Below are 23626 nucleotides of genomic sequence, written 5' to 3' on the forward strand. Positions count from 1 at the left end.
AACGGTCACCCGCCGGCAGTGGGCGGGGCTCGTGCTGGGCCTCGCGGGAGTCGCCATGGTCGTGCAGGACGACCTGACCTCCCCCTCCGCCGCCCCGCCGGCCGCCTACCTGCTCCCGTTCGCAGGGATGGCCGGCCTGCTCGCTGCCAGCTTCCTCGAGCGGAGGGCCCGTCACCAGGTCCGGGCCGCCGACGCGCTGCCGCTGCACTGCGTGGTGAGCGCACTGCTCTTCACGGCTCTCGCCGCCTTCGCCGGGCAGGGGCACCTGGAGCCGCCCGCCGACGCGGAGTTCTGGCTGGCGGTGACGTGGGTGGTGGTGCTCTCGACGGTGGGCGGCTACGGCTTCTACTGGCTGAGCCTCCGGCGCAGCGGCGTCACCCGTACCAGCGCGCTGATGTATCTGACGCCTCCGACGACGGTGCTGTGGGCGTACGCCATGTTCGGTGAACGGCCGGGCCCGCTCGCGCTGGCGGGCATGGCGGTCGCGGTGCTGGGAGTCGTCGTCTCGGTGCGTTCCTCGCACGTACGGACGTCAGGTTCCGGTGGCCGGTCGCACTCGCCGGGAAACACGCTCTCTGCAAAGGAACTGCAAAGCGGGGCCACTCGTTACGACCGGCATGACCGCAATGACTCCTGGCTCGAACCTTCCGCTGACCGCGCCGCAGGTGGCAGTGGAAGTGACCGCGCCGACCCGGCTCGACGTATCGGGGCTCCTCCTCGGCGAACAGGGCAAGGTGCGCTCCGACGACGACTTCATCTTCTACAACCAGCCGAACGGCCCGGGGGTGAAGCACAGCAGCGGTGCCGCTGACACGATCACCGTCGACACGGCCGCCGTGCCCTCGGACGTCCAGAAGATCGTCGTCACCGCGAGTCTGGACGGTGCGACGTTCGCCGGCACGGAGCCCACGGCCACCGTCCGCGACGCCGCCACTCAGGGAGTCATCGCCACCTTCACCCCGCCGCAGCTGGGCACCGAGACGGCTCTCGTCGTGATCGAGGTCTACCGCCGCGGCGACGCCTGGAAGGTGCGCGCCGTCGGCCAGGGGTACGCGAACGGGCTCGGCGGCATCGCGAGCGACTTCGGCGTCAACGTGGAGGAGCCGGCCGCACCGGTGGCCACCCCCGCCCCCGCTCCCACCCCTCAGGCACCCCCGCCGGAGCCCGCCCCGCAGGCGGCCCCGGCGCCCCCGCCCACTCCCGCCGCCGCTGCACCGGCACCCTCCAACGGCAAGATCAATCTGGACAAGGGCAAGGTCAGCCTCCAGAAGAACCAGACGGTCTCCCTCACCAAGGGCGGCCGCCCCGTCCTGAGCAGCGTCAAGATGGGCCTCGGCTGGGAGCCCGCTTACCGCGCGGGCCGCAGGGCCCAGGAGATCGACCTGGACGCCTCGGTCATCGCCTACGACGCCAACCGCAAGAAGGTGGACGCCTGCTACTTCGGCAAGCTGGCCATCCTCAACGGCGTCGTGCAGCACTCCGGCGACAACCTCACCGGTGAGGGCGGCGGCGACGACGAGATGATCACCGTCCATCTCGGCAACCTCCCCCCGCAGGTCACTGGGCTGGTCTTCACCGTCAACTCCTTCTCGGGCCAGAAGTTCACCGAGGTCGCCAAGGCGTACTGCCGCCTCTTGGACGCGGGCACCAACGAGGAGCTGGTCCGCTTCGACCTCAGCAACGCGGAGCCGCGCACGGGGGTCCTGATGTGCAAGCTGGTGCGCCAGTTCTCCGGGGAGTGGGACATGACGGCCCTCGGTGAGTACGTCGACTCCCGTACGGTCCGCGGCATGATCAAGCCGGGCGGCGCCGCGCTGTAGCCGGGGCGGAGCACAGGCGGGACGCAGACGGACACGGCCGGAGCCCGAGGCGGCGACGGCGCACAGCTGCGGAGTGGGGCGCGGGCGACTTCCGACGCGCCCCACAAGTCATAGCCGGCCGAATCCGGGGTACCGCGAGAAGACGGCACATTGAGCACGCGTACGGGCATCGCGTTCAGGCCGAGCGTCTGCATGCGCGCGCCGCGCTCGGCACGCGGCTCGCCGCACGGTCCATGACTGCACAGGCACCGAAGCATGCATAAGGAGGCGCTTCACATGGCCATCGCCACGGTGAACCCGGCCACGGGCGAGACCCTCAAGACGTTCGAGCCCCTGAACGTCGGCGAGATCGAGGAGCGGCTCTTCCGGGCCGAGCGCGCCTTCCGCGCATACAGCCGTACCGACTTCGCCCAGCGCGCGGGGCTCATGCACCGGGCGGCGGACCTGCTGGAAGCAGACCAGGAGTCGATCGCCCGCACCATGACCACCGAGATGGGCAAGACGCTCGTCTCGGCCCGCGCCGAGGCGGCCAAGTGCGTCAAGGCGATGCGCTGGTACGCCGAGCACGCCGAGGCCCAGCTGGCCGACGAGCACCCCGCCAAGGCCGACGTCGAGGACTCCGGCGCGGCACGCGCCTTCGTGCGGTACCGCCCCATCGGCACCGTCCTCGCCGTCATGCCGTGGAACTTCCCGCTCTGGCAGGTCATCCGCTTCGCCGCCCCGGCTCTGATGGCCGGGAACACGGGGCTGCTCAAGCACGCCTCGAACGTGCCCCAGACCGCGCTGTACGTGGAGGAGCTCTTCCGCAGGGCGGGCTTCCCGGAGGGCGCCTTCCAGACCCTGCTCGTCGGCTCCGGCGCCGTCGCGGACCTGCTGCGCGACGACCGGATCGTGGCCGCCACCCTCACGGGGAGCGAGCCGGCGGGTCGCTCGGTCGCCTCCATCGCGGGGGACGAGATCAAGAAGACCGTGCTGGAACTGGGCGGCAGCGACCCGTTCCTGGTGCTTCCCTCGGCCGATCTGGACAAGGCGATCCGCACAGCTGTGACCGCCCGAGTGCAGAACGCGGGTCAGTCCTGCATCGCCGCGAAGCGCTTCATCGTCCACGCGGACGTCTTCGAGCAGTTCGCTTCCGGGTTCGTGGAGCGCATGGCGGCCCTCAAGGTGGGCGACCCGATGGACGAGGGCACCGACGTCGGGCCGCTCTCCAGCGCGCAGGGGCGCTCCGACCTGGAGGAACTCGTCGACGACGCCACCAGGCGCGGCGCCACCGCCCTGTGCGGAGGCGGGCGTCCGCTTCATCTCCAGGAAGGCTGGTTCTACGAGCCGACCGTCCTGACCGGCATCACGGAGGAGATGAGGATCCACAAGGAGGAGGCGTTCGGCCCGGTCGCCTCCCTGTACCGCGTGACCGACCTCGAAGAGGCCCTGACGCTCGCCAACGACTCCCCGTTCGGCCTCAGCTCCAACGCGTGGACGCGCGACCCCGCCGAGCAGGAGGTCCTGACGCGGGATCTGGAGGCCGGCGGCATCTTCTTCAACGGCATGACCGCTTCGCACCCCGGGCTGCCCTTCGGCGGCGCCAAGCGCTCGGGGTACGGGCGGGAGCTTGCGGGCCACGGCATCCGCGAGTTCTGCAACCCGACCACTGTCTGGTTCGGCCCTGAAGAGTGAGTCAGCAGGAGTGACAATGGTCTTGTCCGGTCCCAGGAGGCCGTGAGCCCTCGGGGCCATGGCATCGGGGCCGGGCGCAGAGTCCGGTGGGGACCGGGCGGGCGGGCCGTGTGAGAAGAGACGGCCCGCTCGCCCGGCCTCTGCCGCACGGGCCGCACCCCTCCCCGCCCAGGCACCTCCGCAGGCGGCCCTCGCACCGCGGGCCGGAGCCGCCGGGCACGGCGATAGGGTCTGCGTCGCGAGCCGGCGCCCCACGCACGCCGCTTCCCTGGATGCGTCCTGCCCGGTTCGCGCGTTGCGCCGTCGTCCGTCCACCCGGAGGTCCCGCCAGCCATGGCCGTACGCACCGAAAGGAACGGCCCGGTCACCACGGTCGTCCTCTCCCGGCCCGCCGCCCGCAACGCCGTCGACGGCGCGACCGCCGCCGCCCTGGCCGACGCCTTCCGCGCCTTCGAGGAGGACCCCGAGGCGCTGGTCGCGGTCCTGTGGGGCGAAGGCGGCACCTTCTGCGCGGGCGCCGATCTCAAGGCCATCGGCACCGACCGGGCCAACCGCGTCGCCCCCGACGGCGACGGCCCGATGGGCCCCACGCGGATGCGCCTGACGAAACCGGTCATCGCCGCGGTCAGCGGCCACGCGGTCGCAGGCGGGCTCGAACTCGCGCTCTGGTGCGATCTGCGCGTGGCCGAGGAGGACGCCGTCTTCGGCGTCTTCTGCCGGCGCTGGGGTGTGCCTCTGATCGACGGCGGTACGGTCCGCCTCCCCCGCCTGATCGGTACGAGCCGGGCGCTCGACCTCATCCTCACGGGCCGTCCCGTCCCCGCGACCGAGGCCCTCGACATGGGGCTCGCCAACCGGCTCGTCGCGCCCGGCACGGCCCGCGAGGCCGCCGAAGAGCTGGCAGCCGAACTGGCACGCTTCCCGCAGACCTGTCTGCGCGGCGACCTGGCCTCCGTCCACGAGCAGGAGGGCCTGACCGAGGAGGAGGCGATGGACCGCGAACTGCGCCACGGGCAGGCCGCGTTGCTCGAAGCCGGCGAGGGCGCGGCCCGCTTCGCCGCGGGCGCCGGACGGCACGGAGACTTCAAGGCGATCTGAGACGTCTCACCGGGCGGGCCGGAGACGGGGCCCAGCTTGTGCCCCGCACGCCCTGCTCCGCCGGTTCAGTTCAGCCGGCTCCGCGCTTTGAAGGCCGCCTTGCGGGCCTCCTTCGCCGTCTGCCTGTCGGGATGCACCCGGCCCATCGCCTCCAGCACCTCGCCCGTCGCGGGGTGTTCGACCTTCCAGGCCTTGTCGAAGAAGCCGGCGTGCTGGTCGACGAGCCCCTGTACGAGCCCCTGCAGTTCGGCGGCTTCGCCTGCGGTGGCGAGCTGGGCCGCGATGGTGTCGACGGTCAGCCAGAAGACCATCTCCTCATCCGGCTGCGGAACGTCCTGGGCACCGTGCTCCACCAGCCAGACCCTCGCCAGGCCGCCCAGCTCCCGGTCCTCCAGCACCTCGCGCAGGGCGGGTTCGGCATCCATGCCGATGAGCGAGAGGGCCTGCTGGCAGGCGAGGCGGCGTGAAGGGGCGTGGTCGTCCGTTCCGTGCGCCGCGGCGAGCAGTTCACGGGCGGCCAGCAGAGGTGTACGCGCGGCGAGCCAGGACTCGATCTCCGCCTGTGCGTTCTCCTCGGTATAGGCGGGCAGCGCGTCCAGCAGCTTCGCCGCCTCGGCGTCGGCGAGGTCGCCCACTGCCGGCGCGTCGATGCCCGCCTCGCGGATCCGGGTCCGTACGCCGTAGATGCCCAGCGGCGTCAGCCGCACCATTCCGTAGCGGGTGACGTCCTCGTCGTCCAACTGCTCCGGCAGCTCGGCGTCTTCGTCCGTCTCCTCGGTCAACGCCTCGTCGACGGGGCGGTATTCGACCAGCCCCGTCGGTGCGAGCATCCGGAACTGCTCGTCGAGCTTCATCATCGCCGCCGAGACCTCTTCGAGGACCTCGTCGGTCGGTTCGTCCATGTCGTCCGGGACGATCATCGAGGCGGCGAGCACCGGCAGGGGCACCATCGCCCCGGCGGAGACGGCCTGATCGGTGGCGGTGAGGAGGTAGAGGTTGCCCAGGGTGCCGTCGAGGAAGTCGGCCTCCTTCTCCGGATTCCAGTCCAGGGAGTCGAGGTCGATGGCTTCCGGATCGATCTCTCCGTCGTCGCCGGTGATTCCTTCGAGCCCTCCGACGAGGTCCTCGAAACTCGGCGTGGCGGCGTCGGCGAGGACGCTCTCCATCCCTTCCTGCCAGATCTCCAGGACGTCGACGGGGCTGCCGCCGCCGCGGAGTTGGTCCAGTTCGTCCCCGGGACGCGCCGTGCCCACGGGCTGCTCGGTGAGTCCGGCCGGGTTGACGGGCCCGTCACCCGTCTCCTCGCTCTCGCCGTGCTCCTCTACCTCCAACAGGCCCGTGTCGATGGCCAGATGCCATGCCTGGGACGTGTGAACCTGCCCGTCCTCGTCGTCGGAGAGACCCAGATGTCCGGTCGCTTCCTTCAGCTTGTCGGCGAGCAGTTCACCGCCCGCTCCGACCGGAACTCCCGCCGCGCTCCCGTTCCCGGCGCCGCCCTCGGCCCCGGCCCAACTCGCAAGCCTGGCTGCCCGTGCGAAGAGCGGTGCGGCGAGTGCGTCCCGCGCCAGCTCTGCTTCCGAAGGCAGCCGCACAGGCGGCATGGCGGGACGGTCGTCACCGGTCAATTCACCGGACATCAGCGCGTTCATCTCCTACGGGTGCTACACATAGCCGGAATGATGCGGCCCCCAGAGTAGACGGGATGTGTCCCCCACTGCCCGAATCGCACGCCCGCCACCCCGGCGCCTGTCCGTCACCGTTCGGCAGCGCTGAGTGTCATCGGGCGTCGACTGCGCAGCAGTTGTGTCGCACTCGTACCGACTGGTCCGTCATCTGCTTGACAACCAGAGTTCGGGCGCCAGACTTTACGCGCGTAGAGAATGGCCGGACCGTATCGCACAACCGAACCACAAACCGCCACCCCCCTCGGAGGCACCGTTGTCTTCCCGTCTCGCACGCACATCGGCCATCACCGTCGTGGCGCTGTGCTCCACACTGCTGGTACTGCCTTCCTTCTCCGCGTCCGGAAGCACGGTCAAGGCGCCCCGTCTTCACGAGATCCAGGGCAGTGAACGAATATCCCCGCTCGCCGGCAAGCAGGTCAGCGACGTGCCGGGGGTCGTCACCGCTGTGCGGGGCTTCGGCAAGGCGCGCGGCTTCTGGCTGCAGGACCCCAAGCCGGACAGCGACCCGGCCACCAGCGAGGGCGTGTTCGTCTACACCGGCGAGAAGACCCCCGACGTGAAGGTGGAGGACTCCGTCCGCGTCTCCGGTGAGGTCAGCGAGTTCTACCCCGGCGGCAAGGACGTCGGCGGCCAGTCCGTCACGCAGCTGACCGGTGCGAAGTGGACGGTGAAGTCCAGGGGCGAGCGGCTGCCCAAGGCCGCAGCCCTGAACGCCGACCGCGTCCCGGACAAGTACGCGCCGAAGGGCGGGGAGAACGGCGACATCGAGGGGCTGAAGCTGCGCCCCGAGGAGAACGCCCTCGACCTCTACGAGTCCCTCGAAGGCATGCGCACGCAGCTGAAGAACGCACCGGTGACCGGCCCGACCACCGAGTTCGGCGAGCTGTGGGTGACCGCCGACCCCGAAGAGAACCCGACTCCGCGCGGCGGCACCCTCTACGGCGACTACGACGAGCAGAACGGCGCCCGGGTGAAGGTCAGTTCGCTGCTCGACCTGAAGGAGCACCCCTTCCCCGACGCGAACGTCGGTGACGCGCTGAGCGGTACCACAGCGGGCCCGCTCGACTACGACAACTTCGGCGGGTACACCGTACGGGCCACCGCCATGGGCGAGTTGAAGGACAACAAGCTCAAGCGGGAGAAGACCCGCAAGCAGCGCAAGGACCAACTCGCCGTCGCCACCTACAACGTCGAGAACCTCTCCCCCGCCAGCGACGCCGCCAAGTTCGACCGCCTCGCCGAGGGGCTGGTCGAGAACCTCGCCTCACCCGACGTCGTCGCCCTCGAAGAGGTGCAGGACAACTCCGGGCCGGACGACGACGGCACCGTCGCCGCCGACAAGACCCTCGACCAGCTGACCGCCGCCATCAAGAAGGCGGGCGGACCCGCCTACGAGTGGCGGCAGATCAGCCCCGAGGACAAGGCGGACGGCGGCCAGCCCGGCGGCAACATCCGCGTCGCCTTCCTCTACAACCCGAAGCGGGTCTCCTTCACCGACCGCAAGGGCGGCGACGCGACCAGCCCGGTCAAGGTCGAGGACGACGGCGGCGCGCCGAAGCTGTCCGCCAACCCCGGACGCGTCACGCCGCAGGATGCCGCCTGGAAGGAGACCCGCAAGCCCCTGGCGGGCGAGTTCACCTTCCGCGGACGTCAAGTCTTCGTCGTGGCCAACCACTTCAGCTCCAAGGGCGGTGACGCCCCCATGGAGGGCCGCATCCAGCCGCCGGAGCGCGCCTCGGAGAAGCAGCGCGTCGAACAGGCGAAGCTCGTCAACGCCTTCGCCAAGGAAGTCCAGTCGGTCGACTCGAAGGCCGCCGTCATCGCCGCCGGCGACTTCAACGACTTCCCCTTCTCCCCCAGCCTCGACGCGGTGCGTGCGGGCAAGGCCCTGACGAGCCCGATGGAGAAGCTGCCCGCAGGCGAGCACTACGGCTACGTCTTCAGCGGCAACTCGCAGGTCCTCGACCACGTTCTGACCAGCAAGGGCACCGGGGCCGTGGAGTACGACATCGTCCACATCAACGCCGAGTTCCACGACCAGGCCAGTGACCACGACCCGACGGTGATCCGGCTCAACCGCTGACACGGCGGGACCGCGGACCGGCCGGCGGACGCCCTTGAGGGAAGGTGCCCGCCGGCCGCGTCACGCACTGCGGCATGTTCAGACAGAAGGCGGGACTTGAGTTCCTGGCGTGCGGCCCCGAGGGGCGCCGCCTCAGGCGGACTTGCGCAACGCCTGCACGGCACCGGCCAGTTGCGGATCGGCGCCGGCGGTGTTCAGTGCCGAGCTGAGAACCTCCGCATAGGTGGCACGAGCCTCCGTGCACCGCTCACGCCCGCCGTCGGTGATCACGGCGTAGACCCCGCGCTTGTCGTCCGGACACAGGTCCTTGTATGCGTATCCGGCCGTCTCCAGCCGCCCCACCAGGCGCGTCACGGAACTCTGCCCCATGCCGATCCGGTCGGCCAGCTCCTGCATGCGCAGCTCGCCGTCCTTCGCCTGTGAAAGGCCCGCCAGCGCGCGGTACTCGGAGAGGCCGACGCCGTGATGCCGCTGGAGCGCCTGTGCCAACTTGCCCTCGACGTACGTGTGCAACGCCTGCACCCTGTCCCACATGCCTTGGTCGGACGAGGCGGGCGGCGCTCGGAATGCGGTCGTCATGGAGGGATTCTCCTAGGGCAGGGGTTGGCCACAAGATACATGACCGTGCAAGCTCTTGCGCGATGCCGAGCACCTCGCCTCAGGCAAGCACAGGGCCAGAAGAAGATGCGCGTGCATGCAAACTGGACTGGGCGCTCTTCCAGGTGAACCGTGACATCCGGGCAGTGCCGGACGTACGAGCTCAGGAGTGGGTCGGTTCCGGCGCCGCCTGCAGCAACGAGGGGTGCTGACGCGGCAGTTCGGAGTACGGGCTGTCCGGCGTCGCTGAACAGCCCGCCGCTCGCGCCGATGTGAGCCGGGCGCTCGTCCCGGCCCGCGCCCTCACCAGTACGACGCCGACGAGCGCGGGTCCTCACCGGGCTGTGCCGGATCCGGGGTGCGGGGACCGTCGGCCGTGGGCTCGTGCGCGTCGCGCTCCTCACCGGCCTCCCCGGTCAGGTCGCGTACGAGCATCGCCGCTCCCGCGACCGCCCCCGGCATCAGCAGCACGGCGACCAGCGGGACGAGGAACATCAGCACCAGCGGCACACCGAAGCCCAGCGCTAGCGTCTTGCGCGTACGCAGTATCCGCATCCTCTCCCGTACGGGAATGCCCCGCCGCTGCATGGCGACCGAGGACAGCTCCACCGCGAGGAAGAAGCCGGAGACGGCGAAGCCGAGCGCCGGGATCACGGTCTGCCCGACGACAGGCAGGAATCCCAGGAAGAAGAGCGGCACGGTGAAGAGCAGCATGCGCCACAACACGTACAGGCTGTCGCGCAGCGAGGTCCACAGCTCCAGCCACAGGGGCCTGTCCGTGCCCGGGGGACAGCCGCCCTCCGACTCCTCCACCTGCTCGGACAGCTTCTCGTAGAAGGGATCGCCCACGAGCAGCGTGACGGCGGTGAAGGTGAGGATCGAGACGAACAGGCTGGCGATCCAGAACAGCACCGCGAAGACGATGCGCAGGCTCTCCTGCCAGAACTCGTCCCATTCGTCGGCGAAGGGCGTGGCCCAGATCGCGACGTCGTCCGCGAAGAAGGCCAGCGCAGTGAGCGCCCCCGCGTACAGCACGAGAGTCACCACCGCGGGCAGCAGGCCGAAGCCGAACCACCGTCCGTGCCCGACGGCCCATCGCTGGCCGCGCCCCAAATACCGTACCCCCGCCGTGAGATCACGCATGCCCGTAAGCCTATGGCCTACGGGCATGCGAACGGCAGCCGGTCAGGGTCAGGGCGGCACGTCAGGCCGCACCCGCCGTTCCCACGCGGCTAGGGGGTGACCGCAAAGTCCCGCCCGGGGCGCGGGCGGACGACGCTACTTCGCGGACACCCCCTAGTCGTTGCTGTGCAGCGCGGCGTTCAGGCCGCCCCAGGAGCCGGAGCGCTGCAGCACCTCGACCGTGCCGGTGGTGGAGTTGCGGCGGAAGAGGAGGTTGTCCGCGCCGGACAGGGACATCGCCTTGACGATCTTCCCGTCGGGCAGCGACACGCGAGTGCCGGCGGTGACGTAGAGCCCGGCCTCGACGATGCAGTCGTCGCCGAGCGAGATGCCGATGCCGGCCTCGGCGCCCAGCAGGCAGCGCTCTCCGATGGAGATGGTCTGCTTGCCGCCGCCGGAGAGGGTGCCCATGATCGAGGCGCCGCCGCCGACGTCGGAGCCGTCACCGACGACGACACCCGCGCTGATGCGGCCCTCCACCATCGAGGTCCCGAGAGTCCCCGCGTTGAAGTTGACGAAGCCCTCGTGCATGACGGTGGTGCCCTCGGCGAGGTGCGCGCCGAGACGGGCGCGGTCCGCGTCGGCGATCCGCACGCCCTTGGGCGCGACGTAGTCCGTCATGCGCGGGAACTTGTCGACGCTGGTGACGCTCAGGTGCTTGCCGGCAGCCCGGGCGGCCAGCCGCACCTGCTCCAGCCGGTCGACGACGACGGGACCGATGCTGGTCCACGCGACGTTGGCGAGCAGCCCGAACAGCCCTTCCAGGTTCTGCCCGTGCGGCCGCACCAGGCGGTGGCTGAGCAGGTGCAGCCGCAGGTACGCGTCGTGGGCGTCCAGCGGCTTGTCGTCGAGAGAGCCGATGACGGTGCGGACGGCCACGATCTCGACCCCGCGCACCGGGTCGGTGCCGAGCGCCTGCGGCGCGGCCTCACCGAGTGCTTCGGCGGCGCGCTCAGGGCTCAGGCGCTCGGTACCCGCCGGGTCGCCGGGCTCGGCGACGAGTTCGGGGGCGGGGAACCAGGTGTCCAGTACGGTCCCTCCACCGGCGCCCTCACGGACGACGGTGGCGAGCCCGACGGCGACGGCGCCGGTGGTGCGGGTGGTGCTGGCTGCTGCTTGGGTCATGTCTCGAACGCTATCGGCCGCGGCACGGCCGAGGCCAACCGGTCTCAGCAGGCGGAGCCGCCCGGCTGCCGCGGCTCAGGACTCCCCAGTGACACGGGCGAGCGCCTCGCGTACCGCCGCGCGGTCGAAGGGGCGGTCGGTGAGCAGGAGTTGGAGCAGCAGGCCGTCGATGAGGGCCACGAGGACGCGTGCCATGGCGGGGTCGGGGGTGTGCCTCCCGATCACCTCCACCATCTCGTCGATGCATTCCGCGGCGACGGGCTGGAGCGCGGGGCGCCGCAGCGCGGCGAGATAGATCTCGTACTCCAGGCGGATCCGTCCGCGGTCTCCGCGCGCGTACTCCTCCAGCAGGCGTGTGAGCGCGTCCGCGAGCGTCAGGCCCTCTTCCTGCGGCCCGGCCCGTACCTCGGTCAGCACGTCCTCCCAGTCCGTCAAGGCACCGCGGGGCTCGCTGTTGACCTGCCGAAGGGCGGCGACGAGCAGGTCGTCGAGGCTGGCGAAGTGGTACGTGGTGGAGCCAAGCGGAACGTCCGCCTCGGCGGCGACGGTGCGGTGGCTCATGGCGCCTATGCCGTTGAGCTCGGCGATGCGGATGGCGGCGTCGATGATGCGCTGGCGGCGCTCCGGGTCGTAGCGGCGCGGCATCAGTGCGCCCCGCCGAGGTTGAGCACGACGACGCCGAGGATCACCAGCACGATGCCGGCGATCTTCGCCGCGGTGACCGGTTCCCCGATGAAGACGATCCCGATCGCGGCGACGGCGGCGGTGCCGACTCCCGCCCAGATCGCGTACGTGGTCCCCACGGACATCGTCTTGAGTGTCTGCGCGAGGAGCGCGAAGGCGACGACGTAGCTCAACGTGGTGATCAGCGAAGGCCACAGCTTGCTGAAGCCGTCGCTGTACTTCATCGCAGTCGTGCCCAGAACTTCCGCCAGGATCGCCCCTGCGAGCGTCGCGTACACCATGTGTACGAGCGTACACAAAGATGCGTACGCCCGTACACAACGAATCGGACGTATTTCTCCCGGGAACGCAGAACGGTCATGCTCCAGCACTGCTGAAGCATGACCGTCGATGATGCGAGACGTGCAGGCGTGACCGCTCAGACGTTGAAGCCCAGCGCCCTGAGCTGGTCACGGCCGTCGTCCGTGATCTTGTCCGGGCCCCACGGGGGCATCCAGACCCAGTTGATCTTCAGTTCGTCGACGATGCCCTCCGTCGCGGACTTGGCCTGGTCCTCGATGACGTCGGTCAGCGGACAGGCCGCCGAGGTGAGCGTCATGTCGATGGTGGCGATGTTCGCCTCGTCGACGTGGACCCCGTAGATCAGGCCCAGGTTGACGACGTCGATACCCAGCTCGGGGTCGACGACGTCGAGCAGCGCCTCGCGGACCTCGTCCTCGCTCGCGGGCTTCGTGCCGGTCTCGGTCATACCGTCTTCTCCTTTACCGAGTCCTCGCCCAACGCCTGGGCGGTGGCGTCCTTCCATGCCATCCAGCTCAGCAGAGCACACTTCACACGCGCCGGGTACTTCGAGACCCCGGCGAACGCGACCGCGTCCTCCAGCACGTCCTCCATGGCGTCGTCAGGCTCGATCTTGCCCCTGGACTGCATCAGCTCCAGGAAGGTCTCCTGAATGGTCCGCGCCCGGTCCAGCTCCTTGCCGACCAGCAGCTCGTTCAGCACCGATGCGCTGGCCTGGCTGATGGAGCAGCCCTGGCCCTCGTAGCTGACGTCCCGGATGGTGTGGCCGTCGTAGAGGACACGCAGTGTGATCTCGTCACCGCACGTCGGGTTGACGTGATGCACCTCGGCGTCACCGTCGCGCAGGCCGCGGCCGTGCGGATGCTTGTAGTGGTCCAGGATCACTTCCTGGTACATGGAGTCCAGCTTCACGAGTCAGTCCGTCCGTAGTCCTCAGTCGCCGCGCTTCTCTAACCGAAGAAGTTCCGTACGTGCTCCACGCCCTCGGCCAGGGCGTCCACCTCGGCCGGCGTGGAGTACAGATAGAACGACGCTCGCGTGGTCGCAGGAATTCCGTACCGCAGGCAGACCGGCCGCGCACAGTGGTGCCCGACCCGGACCGCGATCCCCTGCTCGTCCAGCACCTGGCCCACGTCGTGCGGGTGGATGTCACCGAGGGTGAAGGAGATCGCGGCGCCGCGGTCCTCGGCCGTGGTGGGGCCGATGAAACGCAGGTCGGGAATCTCCTGGAGCTTGCGCACGGCGTACTCGGTCAGCGCGTGCTCGTGCGCCTCGATCTTGTCCATGCCGATGGCGGAGAGATAGTCGACCGCCGCGCCCAGCCCGACCGCCTGCGCGATCGGCGGCGTGCCCGCCTCGAACTTGTGCGGCGCCGGCGCGTACGTGGACGCGTGCATCGTGACCGTCTCGATCATCTCGCCGCCGCCGAGGAACGGCGGCAGGTCGTCGAGCAGCTCCTGACGCCCCCACAGCACGCCGATGCCCGTGGGACCGCACATCTTGTGCCCGGTGAAGGCGACGAAGTCGGCCTGGAGCGCCTGCACGTCCAGCGGCATGTGCGGCGCGGCCTGCGAGGCGTCCACGACGACGAGGGCGCCGACCTCCTGGGCACGCCGGACGATGGCGTCGACCGGGTTGATGGTGCCCATGATGTTGGAGACCAGCGTGAAGGAGACGACCTTGGTCTTCTCGGTGATGACCTCGTCGATCGCGGACAGGTCCAGCCGGCCGTCGTCGGTGAGACCGAACCACTTGAGCTTCGCTCCGGTGCGCTGCGAGAGAAGCTGCCACGGCACGATGTTGGAGTGGTGCTCCATCTCCGTGATGACGATCTCGGTGTCGTGCTCCACGCGGTAGGGCTCCTCGGCCCAGCCCAGCATGTTCGCCACGAGGTTGAGCGACTCGGAGGCGTTCTTGGTGAAGACCACCTCGTCGCGGCTGGGCGCGTTGATGAAGCCCGCGACCTTGTCGCGCGCGCCCTCGTACAGCGCCGTGGCCTCCTCCGCGAGGACGTGCACCCCGCGGTGGACGTTGGCGTTGTGCCGCTCGTTGTAGTCGCTCATCGCGTCGAGGACCTGGCGCGGCTTCTGCGAGGTCGCCGCGTTGTCCAGGTAGACGAGCTTCTTTCCGTCGTGGACCACGCGGTCCAGGATCGGGAAGTCCTTGCGGATCGCCTCGGCATCGAGAAGACCCGGCAGCTTCGCGTCACTCACGAACCGGCGCCCCCCTTCACGTATTCCTCGTAGCCCTCTTCCTCCAGCTTGTCGGCCAGCTCCGGGCCGCCGGACTCGGCGATCCGGCCCTTGGCGAAGACGTGCACGTGGTCGGGCTTGATGTAGCGCAGGATGCGCGTGTAGTGGGTGATCAGCAGGGTGCCGACCTCGCCGCTCTCGCGGACGCGGTTGACGCCTTCGGAGACCACCCGCAGCGCGTCGACGTCGAGACCGGAGTCGGTCTCGTCGAGGATCGCGATCTTCGGCTTGAGAAGCTCCAGCTGGAGAATCTCGTGCCGCTTCTTCTCACCACCGGAGAAGCCCTCGTTGACGTTGCGCTCGGCGAAGGACGGGTCGATGCTGAGGCGCTCCATGGCCTCCTTGACCTCCTTCACCCACAGACGCAGCTTGGGCGCCTCGCCGCGCAGCGCCGTGGCGGAGGTGCGCAGGAAGTTGGAGACGGAGACACCGGGGACCTCGACCGGGTACTGCATGGCGAGGAAGACGCCGGCACGGGCGCGCTCGTCCGGAGTCATCTCCAGGACGTCCTCGCCGTCGAGGCTCACCGAGCCGCCGGTGATCGTGTACTTGGGGTGCCCCGCGAGGGAGTAGGCGAGGGTGGACTTGCCGGAGCCGTTCGGCCCCATGATCGCGTGCGTCTCGCCCTGCTTCACAGTCAGGTCGACGCCGCGCAGGATCTCGTTCGGACCGTTCTCGGTGTCGACAGAGACGTGCAGGTCGTTGATCTCAAGCGTTGCCATGGGGACTTCAGGACTCCTGGGTGACGGAGACGAGTACAGCCGCATCAGGGCCGTCGCCTTCGATTCTTACGGGGTACACGGGTACGGGTCGGGTCGCCGGAAGCCCGGAGGGCTTGCCGGTGCGCAGGTCGAAGCTGGAGCCGTGCAGCCAGCACTCGATCTGGCAGTCGTCGACCTCTCCTTCGGAGAGTGAGACGTTCGCGTGCGAGCAGATGTCGTTGATCGCGAACACCTCGCCCTCCGTACGGACGAGGGCGACCGGCACACCTTCGAGCTCCACCCGCTTCGGGGTGTCCGCCTCCAGCTCGCCGAGCGCCGCCGCACGCACGAAGCCTTCGCCGCCACTCATACGGACGTCTCCAGCTCGGTCTCGATCTTCTCGATGAGGCGCTTCTCCAGGTCCGGCAGACCGATCTGCTGGACCAGTTCGGCGAAGAAGCCCCGCACGACGAGCCGCCGCGCCTCCTGCTCGGGGATGCCCCGGGCCTGGAGGTAGAACAGCTGCTCGTCGTCGAACCGGCCGGTGGCCGAGGCGTGCCCGGCCCCGACGATCTCGCCGGTCTCGATCTCGAGGTTGGGCACCGAGTCGACCCGCGCACCGTCGGTCAGCACGAGGTTGCGGTTCAGCTCGTAGGTGTCGGTGCCGGTGGCCTCGGCCCGGATCAGCACGTCGCCGATCCACACGGCGTGTGCCGCCTCGCCCTGCAGCGCGCCCTTGTAGACCACGTTGCTGCGGCAGTTGGGCTTGTCGTGGTCGACGAAGAGACGGTGCTCCTGGTGCTGGCCGTTGTCCGTGAAGAAGAGGCCGTAGAACTCGGCCTCGCCGCCGGGGCCCGCGTATTGCACGCGCGGGTGCAGACGGACCAGGTCACCGCCGAAGGTGACGACGACCGACTTGAACGTGGCGTCCCTGCCGACCAGGGCGTTGTGCTGGGAGCAGTGGACGGCGGTGTCGTCCCAGTCCTGGATGGAGACGACGGTCAGTTTCGCGCCGTCGCCGAGGACGAACTCGACGTTGGCGGCGCGTACGGCATCGCCGGTGTGGTCGATGACGATGACGGCCTCGGCGAAGTCCTTGACCTCGAAGACGGTGTGGCCGTAGCTGACGCCGCCCTCACCGTGCAGGGAGACCCGCACCGGCTCCTTGAGCACGGCCTCCTTCGGCACGGTGACGACCGAGGCCTTCTCGAAGGAGGAGAACGCCTGCGCGGCGACCCGGTCGACCGGCTTTCCGGCACGGCCGACACGGGAGTCGCCACGTCCGACGGTCTCGACCGTCACGCCCTCGGGCGCGTCGACCTCGACCTTGAGCGAACCCGACGCCTCGGCCGTGCCGTCGTGCAGTCCCCTGAGCCGCTCGATCGGAGTGAAGCGCCACTCCTCTTCCCGGCCGTGCGGCACGGGGAAGTCCGCCACGTCGAAGGAGGGCGGTGCACTCATCCGGGTGGCGACGGTGGACTCGGCAGTCACCGCTGGGGGTCCCGCCGGACGGAGTTCGGGGGACGATCCGGTGGTGTTCGAACCGACCGGTGTGGGTCCCCCCTGGACCACGTCCTTGGGGGAGTTCTGAGCCTCAGCCATGGCGCTCGTACTGCTCACTCTCTGGAATCGAAAGCCTCGAAGGAACTCGGAGGAGGCTGCCTGGGTCAAGTCACTTGCTGTGCGGCTGCCTGACGCACGGTACTGGCGTCAGCCGACCGCACCCTCCATCTGCAGCTCGATGAGCCTGTTGAGCTCCAGCGCGTACTCCATCGGGAGCTCCTTCGCGATGGGCTCGACGAAGCCGCGGACGATCATCGCCATCGCCTCGTCCTCGGACAGACCACGGCTCATCAGGTAGAAGAGCTGGTCGTCGCTGACCTTGGAGACGGTCGCCTCGTGGCCCATCGTGACGTCGTCCTCGCGGACGTCGACGTACGGATAGGTGTCCGAACGGGAGATCGTGTCCACGAGCAGCGCGTCGCACAGCACGTTGGACTTGGAGCCCTCGGCGCCCTCGGCGATCTCGATCAGACCGCGGTAGGAAGTGCGGCCGCCGCCGCGTGCCACCGACTTGGAGACGATGTTGGAGGACGTGCGCGGCGCCATGTGGACCATCTTCGCGCCGGCGTCCTGGTGCTGGCCCTCGCCCGCGAAGGCGACCGAAAGGGTCTCGCCCTTGGCGTGCTCGCCCATCAGGTAGATGGCCGGGTACTTCATGGTGACCTTCGAGCCGAGGTTGCCGTCGACCCACTCCATGGTCGCGCCTTCGTAGGCCACGGCACGCTTGGTGACCAGGTTGTAGACGTTGTTCGACCAGTTCTGGATCGTCGTGTAGCGGCAACGGCCGCCCTTCTTCACGATGATCTCCACCACGGCGGAGTGCAGGGAGTCCGAGTCGTAGATCGGAGCCGTGCAGCCCTCGACGTAGTGCACGTAGGCGTTCTCGTCGACGATGATCAGCGTCCGCTCGAACTGGCCCATGTTCTCGGTGTTGATCCGGAAGTAGGCCTGGAGCGGGATGTCGACGTGCACGCCCGGCGGCACGTAGATGAAGGAACCGCCGGACCACACCGCGGTGTTGAGCGCGGCGAACTTGTTGTCCCCGGGCGGGATGACGGTGCCGAAGTGCTCCCGGAAGACCTCCGGGTGCTCGCGCAGCGCCGTGTCGGTGTCCAGGAAGAGGACACCCTGCTCCTCCAGGTCCTCACGGATCTGGTGGTAGACGACCTCGGACTCGTACTGCGCGGCGACACCGGCGACCAGGCGCTGCTTCTCCGCCTCCGGGATGCCGAGCTTGTCGTAGGTGTTCTTGATGTCCTCGGGCAGGTCGTCCCAGGTCTGGGCCTGCTTCTCCGTGGAACGGACGAAGTACTTGATGTTGTCGAAGTCGATGCCCGAGAGGTCCGAGCCCCAGTTCGGCATGGGCTTCTTCTCGAAGAGCTTGTGGCCCTTCAGGCGGAGCTTGAGCATCCACTCCGGCTCGTTCTTCTTCCCCGAGATGTCGCGGACGACCTCGTCGGAGAGGCCACGCTTCGCCGTGGCACCGGCCGTGTCGGAGTCGGCCCAGCCGTACTCGTACTTGCCCAGTCCATCGAGCTCCGGGTGAGCAGTCTCCGTAGGAGAGGTCATGCGGGGTTCCTCCCGGCGGTGTTCGCAGGTGCTGTGGTGGCGTTGCTGGTCTTGCTGGTTCTACTCGAATTGCTGGTCTTGCTGGTCTTACTGCCGGAGTCCGGACTGCCGGCCGGCGGTGGGGACCCGCTTCTGGGGCTCCCCACGGAAGGTATTCCGGGCTTCCCCGGAGAAGGCCCCTGGGGGCTCCGCGCCGGAGGCCCTTGGGGTCTCCCCGCCGAAGGCCCTTGGGGCCTCCCCGCCGAAGGCAGGGGAAGTGTCTGCGGGACGAAGGTCGTGCACACCCCGTCACCATGGGCGATCGTCGCCAGTCGCTGGACATGGGTGCCGAGGAGACGGGAGAAGACCTCTGTCTCCGCCTCGCACAGCTGCGGGAACTGCTCGGCGGTGTGAGCCACCGGGCAGTGGTGCTGGCAGAGCTGCTCTCCGGAGGAGGCGGGCGCGCTGCGCGCAGTGGCAGCGTACCCGTCCTGAGAGAGGGCCTCGGCCAGTGCCCTGGTGCGCTCCTCGGGCGGGACGCCCTCCAGCGCACGCCGGTACTGCTCGGCCTGCTCTGCCACGCGGGCGCGGGCGAAGTCCGCGACGGCGGCCTCCCCGCGCTCGCCTCCGCCGGCGCTCTGCGCGATCCAGCGCAGGGCGTCCGCGGCGAGTTTGTCGTAGTCCTGGTCGAAGGCGTCCCGGCCGGAGTCCGTGAGAGCGAAAACCTTGGCGGGGCGGCCCCTGCCGCGTGAGCCGTAGACCCGCTTCTCGCGGGGCTCCACGACTCCCTCACCCACGAGCGAATCGAGGTGACGGCGGACCGCCGCCTGGGTGAGCTCCAGGCGCAGCGCAAGCTCGGCAGCAGTGGAAGGCCCGTGATCGAGGATGGATCGCGCCACCCTGTTCCGCGTGCCGTGCTGCTCGTCCTGGGCGCCCGTGGCCCCGGCCGCTGCAGGCGCAGACGAAGCGCCGACGGCCGGTGCGGCCGCCGTTCGCGTCTCATGCCCTTCAGCCGTTTTTTTCACAACGCCATTGTTGCGTAATTCTTCGGCGCGCGGCAACCCACGTTCTGACCTGCCGGGATGGACTGTGTCACGTTAGGGGAGCCTTACCAGCCGCCCTCGCTCCCGCCCCTCGCGGACCTGCCACCGCGCCGTCTCCGCCGCATGAGCCGGGCACACGGCCCGGCCTGATCCTCAACCCCGGCCACCGGAGGCAGTTGGCGCTCCCTAGACTCCCCCGTATGGGAAGCGGAGGGGCGCTCGAGGTCTCGGGGCTGGTGAAGCGGTACGGAAGCAGGACTGCGGTGGACGGCCTCGACCTGTCCGTCCCGCAGGGCACCGTCACCGCCGTGCTGGGCCCCAACGGTGCGGGAAAGACGACCACGGTCGAGACCTGCGAGGGCTACCGCAGACCTGACGCCGGCACCGTGCGCGTGCTCGGCCTCGACCCCGTCTCACAGGCGGCTCTCCTGCGCCCCCGCATCGGCGTCATGCTGCAGAGCGGCGGCGTGTACCCGGGAGCACGGGCGGAAGAGATGCTGCGCCACATGGCCGCCCTGCACGCACAGCCTCTGGACGTGGACTCGCTCTCGGAGGCCCTCGGGCTCGACAGCTGCGGTCGCACGCCGTACCGGCGGCTCTCCGGCGGACAGCAGCAGCGCCTCGCTCTGGCGATGGCCATGGTCGGCCGCCCGGAACTCGTCTTCCTCGACGAGCCCAGCGCCGGCCTGGACCCGCAGGGGCGCCGCGCCACCTGGGACCTCGTACGGGAGCTCCGCGGCGACGGCGTCACCGTCGTACTGACCACGCACCACATGGACGAGGCGGAGGAGCTGGCCGACGACGTCGTCATCATCGACGGCGGCCGGGTCGTCGCGCAGGGCAGCCCCGAGCGGCTGTGCCGCGGTGGAGCCGAGAACTCCCTGCGCTTCACCGGACGGCCCGGGCTCGACCTGGCCTCGCTGCTCAAAGCACTCCCCGACAACACGGCCGCCGCCGAACTCGTCCCCGGCGGCTATCGCGTCACCGGCACGGTCGATCCCCAGATGCTGGCCACCGTCACCTCCTGGTGCGCGCAGAACGGCGTGATGCCGGACCGCATCTCGGTCGAACGCCGCACGCTGGAGGACGTCTTCCTGGAACTCACCGGCAAGGAGCTTCGGTCGTGAGCGTCGGCACCTTCACCCCCGCACCGGGTGCTGCACCGCTGTGGCGCATGATCCGCGCACAGGCGGCCCTGGAGACCAGGATGCTGCTGCGCCACGGTGAGCAGCTGCTGCTCACCGTGGTCATCCCGACGCTGCTGCTGATGCTCTTCAGCGCCGTCGACATCGTCGACACCGGCGGCGGCGAGCGCGTGGACTTCCTGGCACCCGGCATCCTCGCCCTGGCCGTGCTCTCCACCGCCTTCACCGGGCAGGCCATCTCCACCGGCTTCGAGCGCCGCTACGGAGTGCTGAAGCGGCTCGGCGTCTCGCCTCTGCCCCGGTGGGGTCTGATGGCGGCGAAGACGTGCTCCGTCCTCGTGATCGAGCTGCTGCAGGTGCTGTTGCTGACAGCGGTCGCCCTGATGCTCGGCTGGTCCCCGCAGGGAAACCCGCTGGCCGTCGCGCTGCTGCTCCTTCTCGGGACCGCGGCGTTCTCCGGCCTCGGGCTGCTGCTCGCCGGGACGGTACGAGCGGAGGCCACGCTCGCCGCCGCGAACCTGATCTTCATCCTGCTCCTGGTCGGCGGCGGAGTCATCGTGCCGCTCGAGAAGTTCGGCGCTCTGCAGGACGCGCTGCAACTCCTGCCGATCGCGGCCCTGTCCGACGGTCTGCGCGACGTACTGCAGCACGGGGCGGGCGTCCCGTGGGGCGGTGTCGCCGTGCTCGCCGCATGGGCAGTGGCCGGACTTGCCGCCGCGGCACGCTTCTTCAAGTGGGAGTGAAGAGCGCAGAGCGCGGCCGTGACCAGGGGTGACGGAAGCGCCGCCCCCCTCGTGAAACCGCGCACAAGCTCCCCCGTACGATGTCCCCGTGCCGAATCTGCTCGAACTCGTACGCAACCCCATCGCGTACATCGCAGCGCGCTGGACGCCGACCCCGCGCACTCTCCGACGGGCCACGCTCGCAGCCCTCGTCATGAGCGTCGTCATCATCGTCACCGGTGGTGCCGTGCGGCTGAGCAGCTCCGGTCTGGGGTGCGACACCTGGCCGAAGTGCAGCAGCGACAGCCTGTACGCCACCTCCGAGATGGGCGTGCACGGCGCGATCGAGTTCGGCAACCGCATGCTGACGTACGTGCTGAGCGCGGCCGTCGGCTGGGCCATCGTCGCGGCACGTTCCGCCGAGCCCCGCCGGCGCGGCCTCAGCAGGCTCGCCTGGTCGCAGTTCTGGCTGGTGATGGGCAACGCCGTCATCGGCGGCGTCACGGTGCTGACCGGCCTGAACCCGTACAGCGTCGCCGGGCACTTCCTCCTCGCCCTCGGCCTTCTCACCGTCAGCACGCTGACGTGGGTGCGCTCCGGTGAGGGCGACACCGAGCCCCGTCCCCTCGTGGGCAAGTCGGTCAAGCAGGTCGTGCAGGTGCTCACCGTCTGCTGTGCCGCACTCGTCGCCGTGGGCACCGTCGTCACGGGTGCGGGACCGCACGCCGGTGACAGCAGCAAGGTGCCGCGGATGCCGGTCGACTGGAAGACCGTCGCCCAGGTGCACGCCGACCTCGCCTGGATCGTGGTCGCACTGACGCTCGCGGTGTGGCTCGTGCTGCGGGCGTTCGACGCTCCGGTCGGCCCCCTGCGGCGCACGCGCGAACTGATGCTGGTCCTGCTCGCCCAGGGAGTCATCGGTTACGTGCAGTACTTCACCGAACTGCCCGAGGTCCTGGTCGGGGCTCACCTTCTGGGTGCCGCGATCGTGTGGATCGCCGTGCTGCGGCTGCTGCTGTCCGTGCGCGAACGCGGCCTGCCGCCAGGCCAGGCGGCCTCGGTCCCGGATGACCTTGACGTGCGCCTTCCCGCCCCCGCGGTCAGCGTGACGGATCAACCCGCGGTCGCATCCTCCAAGCCGTAGACCCTGCGGGCCGTGCCTCGGCTGATCTGACGGGCGATGCGCGCGGCGTCCGCGTCCGTGCAGCCTCCGTCCACAACCCACTGGGCCAGCAGCTTCTGCATCTCCCGTACGAACGTGCGCGCCCGGACCACGTACAGCTCGGGCAGTGCCCGTGCGCCGGATGAGAAGAGCAGCTTCCCGAAGGGCGCCTCGGCCAGCGTCTCCGCCGGGCACGGGCCGACGTCCGCGTACACGTGCGGATGAGCGGCGGCGAGCCGCGCGGCCACGCGGTGGTGCGGACGCTGCGTCAGCAGCACCACGTCGGTGCCAAGTCCGCGCACGGACCGGAGGAATCCGGCGAGCGGGGCGGGGTCGCCGCACAGCAGTTGTACGGGGCGACGCGTCACGAACGCGCTCCACAGCAGATGCCGCACGAGCACGGGCTCTGCCTGCACCGCGCAGCCGTCCTGACCGAGCGGATCGCCTCCGGAAACGCCTGCGGACACAGTGCCCGGACGTTGCCCGGCGCGTGCTCTGAGCCAGCGTTCGGCGGCGCGCTGCACTTCGTGGAGCCCCGGCGGCTGTTCCTCCCTGAAGCGGGCCACGCAGGTGAAGGCGACAGCCCCGGGTGCAGCGGCATGCAGCGCTTCCGCCGCATTGCGCACGAACGCCCGTACGGAGCCGGAGGTGTCGGCGACCTGTCCGGCCAGCACTTCGAGTGAGACGCGCTCGCGGACCAAGCCGGCAGCGGCAGCCGCGAGTTCGACCGCCGAACTCAGACCGTGTACGTCGGAGCACGGCCAGGGCTCACGGGGATCGCCGGACTCGAACAGGAAGCAGCTGATCCCGCTCCCCCTCAGCAGCGCCCGCCCCGCCGTGTACGCCCCCAACTCGCGCCGACGCGCGAGGTATCGGGCCGGGGAACAGTGCGCTTCGAGACCCAGGAGCGGCGGACACCAGTGCCGCACTGCCAGACCGGTCGGGCCGTCGAAAAAGGAACCGCTGCGGGGCACTCCTCCCCCACCGTGGTCCTCGTCGGTGGCTCCGGTGACTGCGGAACCCCGTTCGGCCGCGGCGAGGTGCGTCTCGAAGGTGCCGAGCCCGAGATCGGCGTGCAGGATCCCGTAGCTGTGCTGGTCGACGAGCATGTTCAGCCCGTACCGCAGACCGGCAGGACTCCCGGGCATCCCGCCGGGCCCGGGTGCTCGCGGCCGGAGTACGCCCGGCGAGAGCCCGGGAGCGTTGTGCGGGACGACCTCCGCCATGAGCCTCCCCTTCTCG

General features: G+C 69.7%; 22 protein-coding genes and 1 pseudogene. 8 read left to right on the top strand and 15 right to left on the bottom strand.

Going from position 1 to position 23626, the window contains the following annotated elements; translation table 11 throughout:
• From H5J26_RS32245 to H5J26_RS10345, 4 genes are all read left to right on the top strand, one after another.
• Nucleotides 1–811 (top strand): DMT family transporter (locus tag H5J26_RS32245; RefSeq protein ID WP_309237856.1); only part of this gene is annotated, 811 nt, incomplete at its 5' end.
• Nucleotides 735–1820 (top strand): TerD family protein, encoded by a 1086-nt coding sequence (locus H5J26_RS10335; RefSeq protein WP_309237857.1) that lies wholly within the window; start codon nucleotides 735–737, stop codon nucleotides 1818–1820. The genes H5J26_RS32245 and H5J26_RS10335, both read left to right, overlap by 77 nt.
• A gap of 276 nt (nucleotides 1821–2096) precedes the next feature.
• The gene (locus H5J26_RS10340; protein ID WP_181765473.1) at nucleotides 2097–3494 is read left to right on the top strand and encodes an NADP-dependent succinic semialdehyde dehydrogenase; all 1398 of its coding nucleotides are present in this window, start codon (nucleotides 2097–2099) and stop codon (nucleotides 3492–3494) included.
• 333 nt (nucleotides 3495–3827) lie between these two features.
• Complete coding sequence (locus H5J26_RS10345; RefSeq protein WP_181765474.1) at nucleotides 3828–4592, top strand: crotonase/enoyl-CoA hydratase family protein; 765 nt, start codon at nucleotides 3828–3830, stop codon at nucleotides 4590–4592.
• 65 nt (nucleotides 4593–4657) lie between these two features.
• Here H5J26_RS10345 and H5J26_RS10350 read toward each other — a convergent pair whose 3' ends face one another.
• Nucleotides 4658–6229, bottom strand: coding sequence for a hypothetical protein (locus H5J26_RS10350; RefSeq protein WP_181765475.1), 1572 nt, complete (start codon nucleotides 6227–6229; stop codon nucleotides 4658–4660).
• 301 nt (nucleotides 6230–6530) lie between these two features.
• Between H5J26_RS10350 and H5J26_RS10355 the strand changes: the two genes are divergently transcribed.
• The gene (locus tag H5J26_RS10355) at nucleotides 6531–8360 is read left to right on the top strand and encodes an endonuclease/exonuclease/phosphatase family protein (RefSeq protein ID WP_181765476.1); all 1830 of its coding nucleotides are present in this window, start codon (nucleotides 6531–6533) and stop codon (nucleotides 8358–8360) included.
• Nucleotides 8361–8492: 132 nt separating this feature from the next.
• Here H5J26_RS10355 and H5J26_RS10360 read toward each other — a convergent pair whose 3' ends face one another.
• The 13 genes and pseudogenes from H5J26_RS10360 to H5J26_RS10420 all read right to left on the bottom strand — a co-directional run.
• A complete protein-coding gene (locus tag H5J26_RS10360) occupies nucleotides 8493–8939 on the bottom strand; it encodes a MarR family winged helix-turn-helix transcriptional regulator (protein ID WP_181765477.1) in 447 nt (148 codons plus the stop codon).
• A 321-nt stretch (nucleotides 8940–9260) separates the two neighbouring features.
• The gene (locus tag H5J26_RS10365; RefSeq protein WP_181765478.1) at nucleotides 9261–10100 is read right to left on the bottom strand and encodes an EI24 domain-containing protein; all 840 of its coding nucleotides are present in this window, start codon (nucleotides 10098–10100) and stop codon (nucleotides 9261–9263) included.
• A 153-nt stretch (nucleotides 10101–10253) separates the two neighbouring features.
• A complete protein-coding gene (gene dapD, locus H5J26_RS10370) occupies nucleotides 10254–11264 on the bottom strand; it encodes a 2,3,4,5-tetrahydropyridine-2,6-dicarboxylate N-succinyltransferase (protein ID WP_181765479.1) in 1011 nt (336 codons plus the stop codon).
• A gap of 75 nt (nucleotides 11265–11339) precedes the next feature.
• Nucleotides 11340–11909, bottom strand: a complete 570-nt coding sequence (locus H5J26_RS10375; RefSeq protein WP_181765480.1) for a TetR/AcrR family transcriptional regulator — start codon at nucleotides 11907–11909, stop codon at nucleotides 11340–11342.
• A complete protein-coding gene (locus tag H5J26_RS10380) occupies nucleotides 11909–12229 on the bottom strand; it encodes a DMT family transporter (protein WP_181765481.1) in 321 nt (106 codons plus the stop codon). Before H5J26_RS10380 ends, H5J26_RS10375 begins: the two co-directional genes overlap by 1 nt.
• Before the next feature lie 137 nt (nucleotides 12230–12366).
• Nucleotides 12367–12696, bottom strand: coding sequence for a metal-sulfur cluster assembly factor (locus tag H5J26_RS10385; RefSeq protein ID WP_181765482.1), 330 nt, complete (start codon nucleotides 12694–12696; stop codon nucleotides 12367–12369).
• Nucleotides 12693–13160: a Fe-S cluster assembly sulfur transfer protein SufU gene (gene sufU, locus H5J26_RS10390; protein WP_181765483.1), complete on the bottom strand. Its 468-nt coding sequence runs from the start codon at nucleotides 13158–13160 to the stop codon at nucleotides 12693–12695. Before sufU ends, H5J26_RS10385 begins: the two co-directional genes overlap by 4 nt.
• A gap of 38 nt (nucleotides 13161–13198) precedes the next feature.
• Entirely contained in the window at nucleotides 13199–14461 is a 1263-nt protein-coding gene (locus tag H5J26_RS10395) for a cysteine desulfurase (protein WP_181765484.1), read from the bottom strand.
• Nucleotides 14458–15222: a Fe-S cluster assembly ATPase SufC gene (gene sufC / locus H5J26_RS10400; RefSeq protein ID WP_181765485.1), complete on the bottom strand. Its 765-nt coding sequence runs from the start codon at nucleotides 15220–15222 to the stop codon at nucleotides 14458–14460. The genes H5J26_RS10395 and sufC overlap by 4 nt, the downstream gene beginning before the upstream one ends.
• Before the next feature lie 7 nt (nucleotides 15223–15229).
• Nucleotides 15230–15571: a non-heme iron oxygenase ferredoxin subunit gene (locus tag H5J26_RS10405; RefSeq protein ID WP_181765486.1), complete on the bottom strand. Its 342-nt coding sequence runs from the start codon at nucleotides 15569–15571 to the stop codon at nucleotides 15230–15232.
• The gene (gene sufD / locus H5J26_RS10410) at nucleotides 15568–16803 is read right to left on the bottom strand and encodes a Fe-S cluster assembly protein SufD (protein WP_181765487.1); all 1236 of its coding nucleotides are present in this window, start codon (nucleotides 16801–16803) and stop codon (nucleotides 15568–15570) included. The genes H5J26_RS10405 and sufD overlap by 4 nt, the downstream gene beginning before the upstream one ends.
• Before the next feature lie 108 nt (nucleotides 16804–16911).
• On the bottom strand, nucleotides 16912–18333 hold the full coding sequence (sufB, locus tag H5J26_RS10415) for a Fe-S cluster assembly protein SufB (protein WP_181765488.1): 1422 nt from the start codon (nucleotides 18331–18333) through the stop codon (nucleotides 16912–16914).
• A 209-nt stretch (nucleotides 18334–18542) separates the two neighbouring features.
• Nucleotides 18543–19337, bottom strand: a pseudogene (locus H5J26_RS10420) (helix-turn-helix transcriptional regulator); the annotation flags it as partial.
• A 218-nt stretch (nucleotides 19338–19555) separates the two neighbouring features.
• Here H5J26_RS10420 and H5J26_RS10425 point away from each other — a divergent pair.
• The 3 genes from H5J26_RS10425 (at nucleotide 19556) to H5J26_RS10435 (ending at nucleotide 22366) form a co-directional block, all read left to right on the top strand.
• Nucleotides 19556–20482: an ABC transporter ATP-binding protein gene (locus H5J26_RS10425; RefSeq protein WP_181765489.1), complete on the top strand. Its 927-nt coding sequence runs from the start codon at nucleotides 19556–19558 to the stop codon at nucleotides 20480–20482.
• Nucleotides 20483–20529: 47 nt separating this feature from the next.
• Entirely contained in the window at nucleotides 20530–21243 is a 714-nt protein-coding gene (locus tag H5J26_RS10430) for an ABC transporter permease (protein ID WP_181765498.1), read from the top strand.
• An 88-nt stretch (nucleotides 21244–21331) separates the two neighbouring features.
• Nucleotides 21332–22366 (top strand): COX15/CtaA family protein, encoded by a 1035-nt coding sequence (locus H5J26_RS10435; RefSeq protein ID WP_181765490.1) that lies wholly within the window; start codon nucleotides 21332–21334, stop codon nucleotides 22364–22366.
• Here the strand turns inward: H5J26_RS10435 and H5J26_RS10440 are convergent.
• On the bottom strand, nucleotides 22336–23532 hold the full coding sequence (locus H5J26_RS10440; RefSeq protein WP_235980602.1) for an amidohydrolase: 1197 nt from the start codon (nucleotides 23530–23532) through the stop codon (nucleotides 22336–22338). The two genes, H5J26_RS10435 and H5J26_RS10440, sit on opposite strands and share 31 nt — an antisense overlap.
• Nucleotides 23533–23626: the final 94 nt, after the last annotated feature.

The organism is Streptomyces albidus (ex Kaewkla and Franco 2022) (assembly GCF_013870515.1).
In the GTDB taxonomy this organism is placed as follows: domain Bacteria; phylum Actinomycetota; class Actinomycetes; order Streptomycetales; family Streptomycetaceae; genus Streptomyces; species Streptomyces albidus.

Excerpts from the sequence above, each read along its gene's own strand:
- H5J26_RS10340 (WP_181765473.1), top strand. The coding sequence starts at position 2,097 with ATGGCCATCGCCACGGTGAACCCGGCCACGGGCGAGACCCTCAAGACG.
- H5J26_RS10345 (WP_181765474.1), top strand. The coding sequence starts at position 3,828 with ATGGCCGTACGCACCGAAAGGAACGGCCCGGTCACCACGGTCGTCCTC.
- H5J26_RS10350 (WP_181765475.1), bottom strand. The coding sequence starts at position 6,229 with ATGTCCGGTGAATTGACCGGTGACGACCGTCCCGCCATGCCGCCTGTG.
- H5J26_RS10360 (WP_181765477.1), bottom strand. The coding sequence starts at position 8,939 with ATGACGACCGCATTCCGAGCGCCGCCCGCCTCGTCCGACCAAGGCATG.
- H5J26_RS10365 (WP_181765478.1), bottom strand. The coding sequence starts at position 10,100 with ATGCGTGATCTCACGGCGGGGGTACGGTATTTGGGGCGCGGCCAGCGA.
- dapD (WP_181765479.1), bottom strand. The coding sequence starts at position 11,264 with ATGACCCAAGCAGCAGCCAGCACCACCCGCACCACCGGCGCCGTCGCC.
- H5J26_RS10375 (WP_181765480.1), bottom strand. The coding sequence starts at position 11,909 with ATGCCGCGCCGCTACGACCCGGAGCGCCGCCAGCGCATCATCGACGCC.
- H5J26_RS10380 (WP_181765481.1), bottom strand. The coding sequence starts at position 12,229 with ATGGTGTACGCGACGCTCGCAGGGGCGATCCTGGCGGAAGTTCTGGGC.
- H5J26_RS10385 (WP_181765482.1), bottom strand. The coding sequence starts at position 12,696 with ATGACCGAGACCGGCACGAAGCCCGCGAGCGAGGACGAGGTCCGCGAG.
- sufC (WP_181765485.1), bottom strand. The coding sequence starts at position 15,222 with ATGGCAACGCTTGAGATCAACGACCTGCACGTCTCTGTCGACACCGAG.
- H5J26_RS10405 (WP_181765486.1), bottom strand. The coding sequence starts at position 15,571 with ATGAGTGGCGGCGAAGGCTTCGTGCGTGCGGCGGCGCTCGGCGAGCTG.
- sufD (WP_181765487.1), bottom strand. The coding sequence starts at position 16,803 with ATGGCTGAGGCTCAGAACTCCCCCAAGGACGTGGTCCAGGGGGGACCC.
- sufB (WP_181765488.1), bottom strand. The coding sequence starts at position 18,333 with ATGACCTCTCCTACGGAGACTGCTCACCCGGAGCTCGATGGACTGGGC.
- H5J26_RS10425 (WP_181765489.1), top strand. The coding sequence starts at position 19,556 with ATGGGAAGCGGAGGGGCGCTCGAGGTCTCGGGGCTGGTGAAGCGGTAC.
- H5J26_RS10430 (WP_181765498.1), top strand. The coding sequence starts at position 20,530 with ATGATCCGCGCACAGGCGGCCCTGGAGACCAGGATGCTGCTGCGCCAC.
- H5J26_RS10440 (WP_235980602.1), bottom strand. The coding sequence starts at position 23,532 with ATGCCCGGGAGTCCTGCCGGTCTGCGGTACGGGCTGAACATGCTCGTC.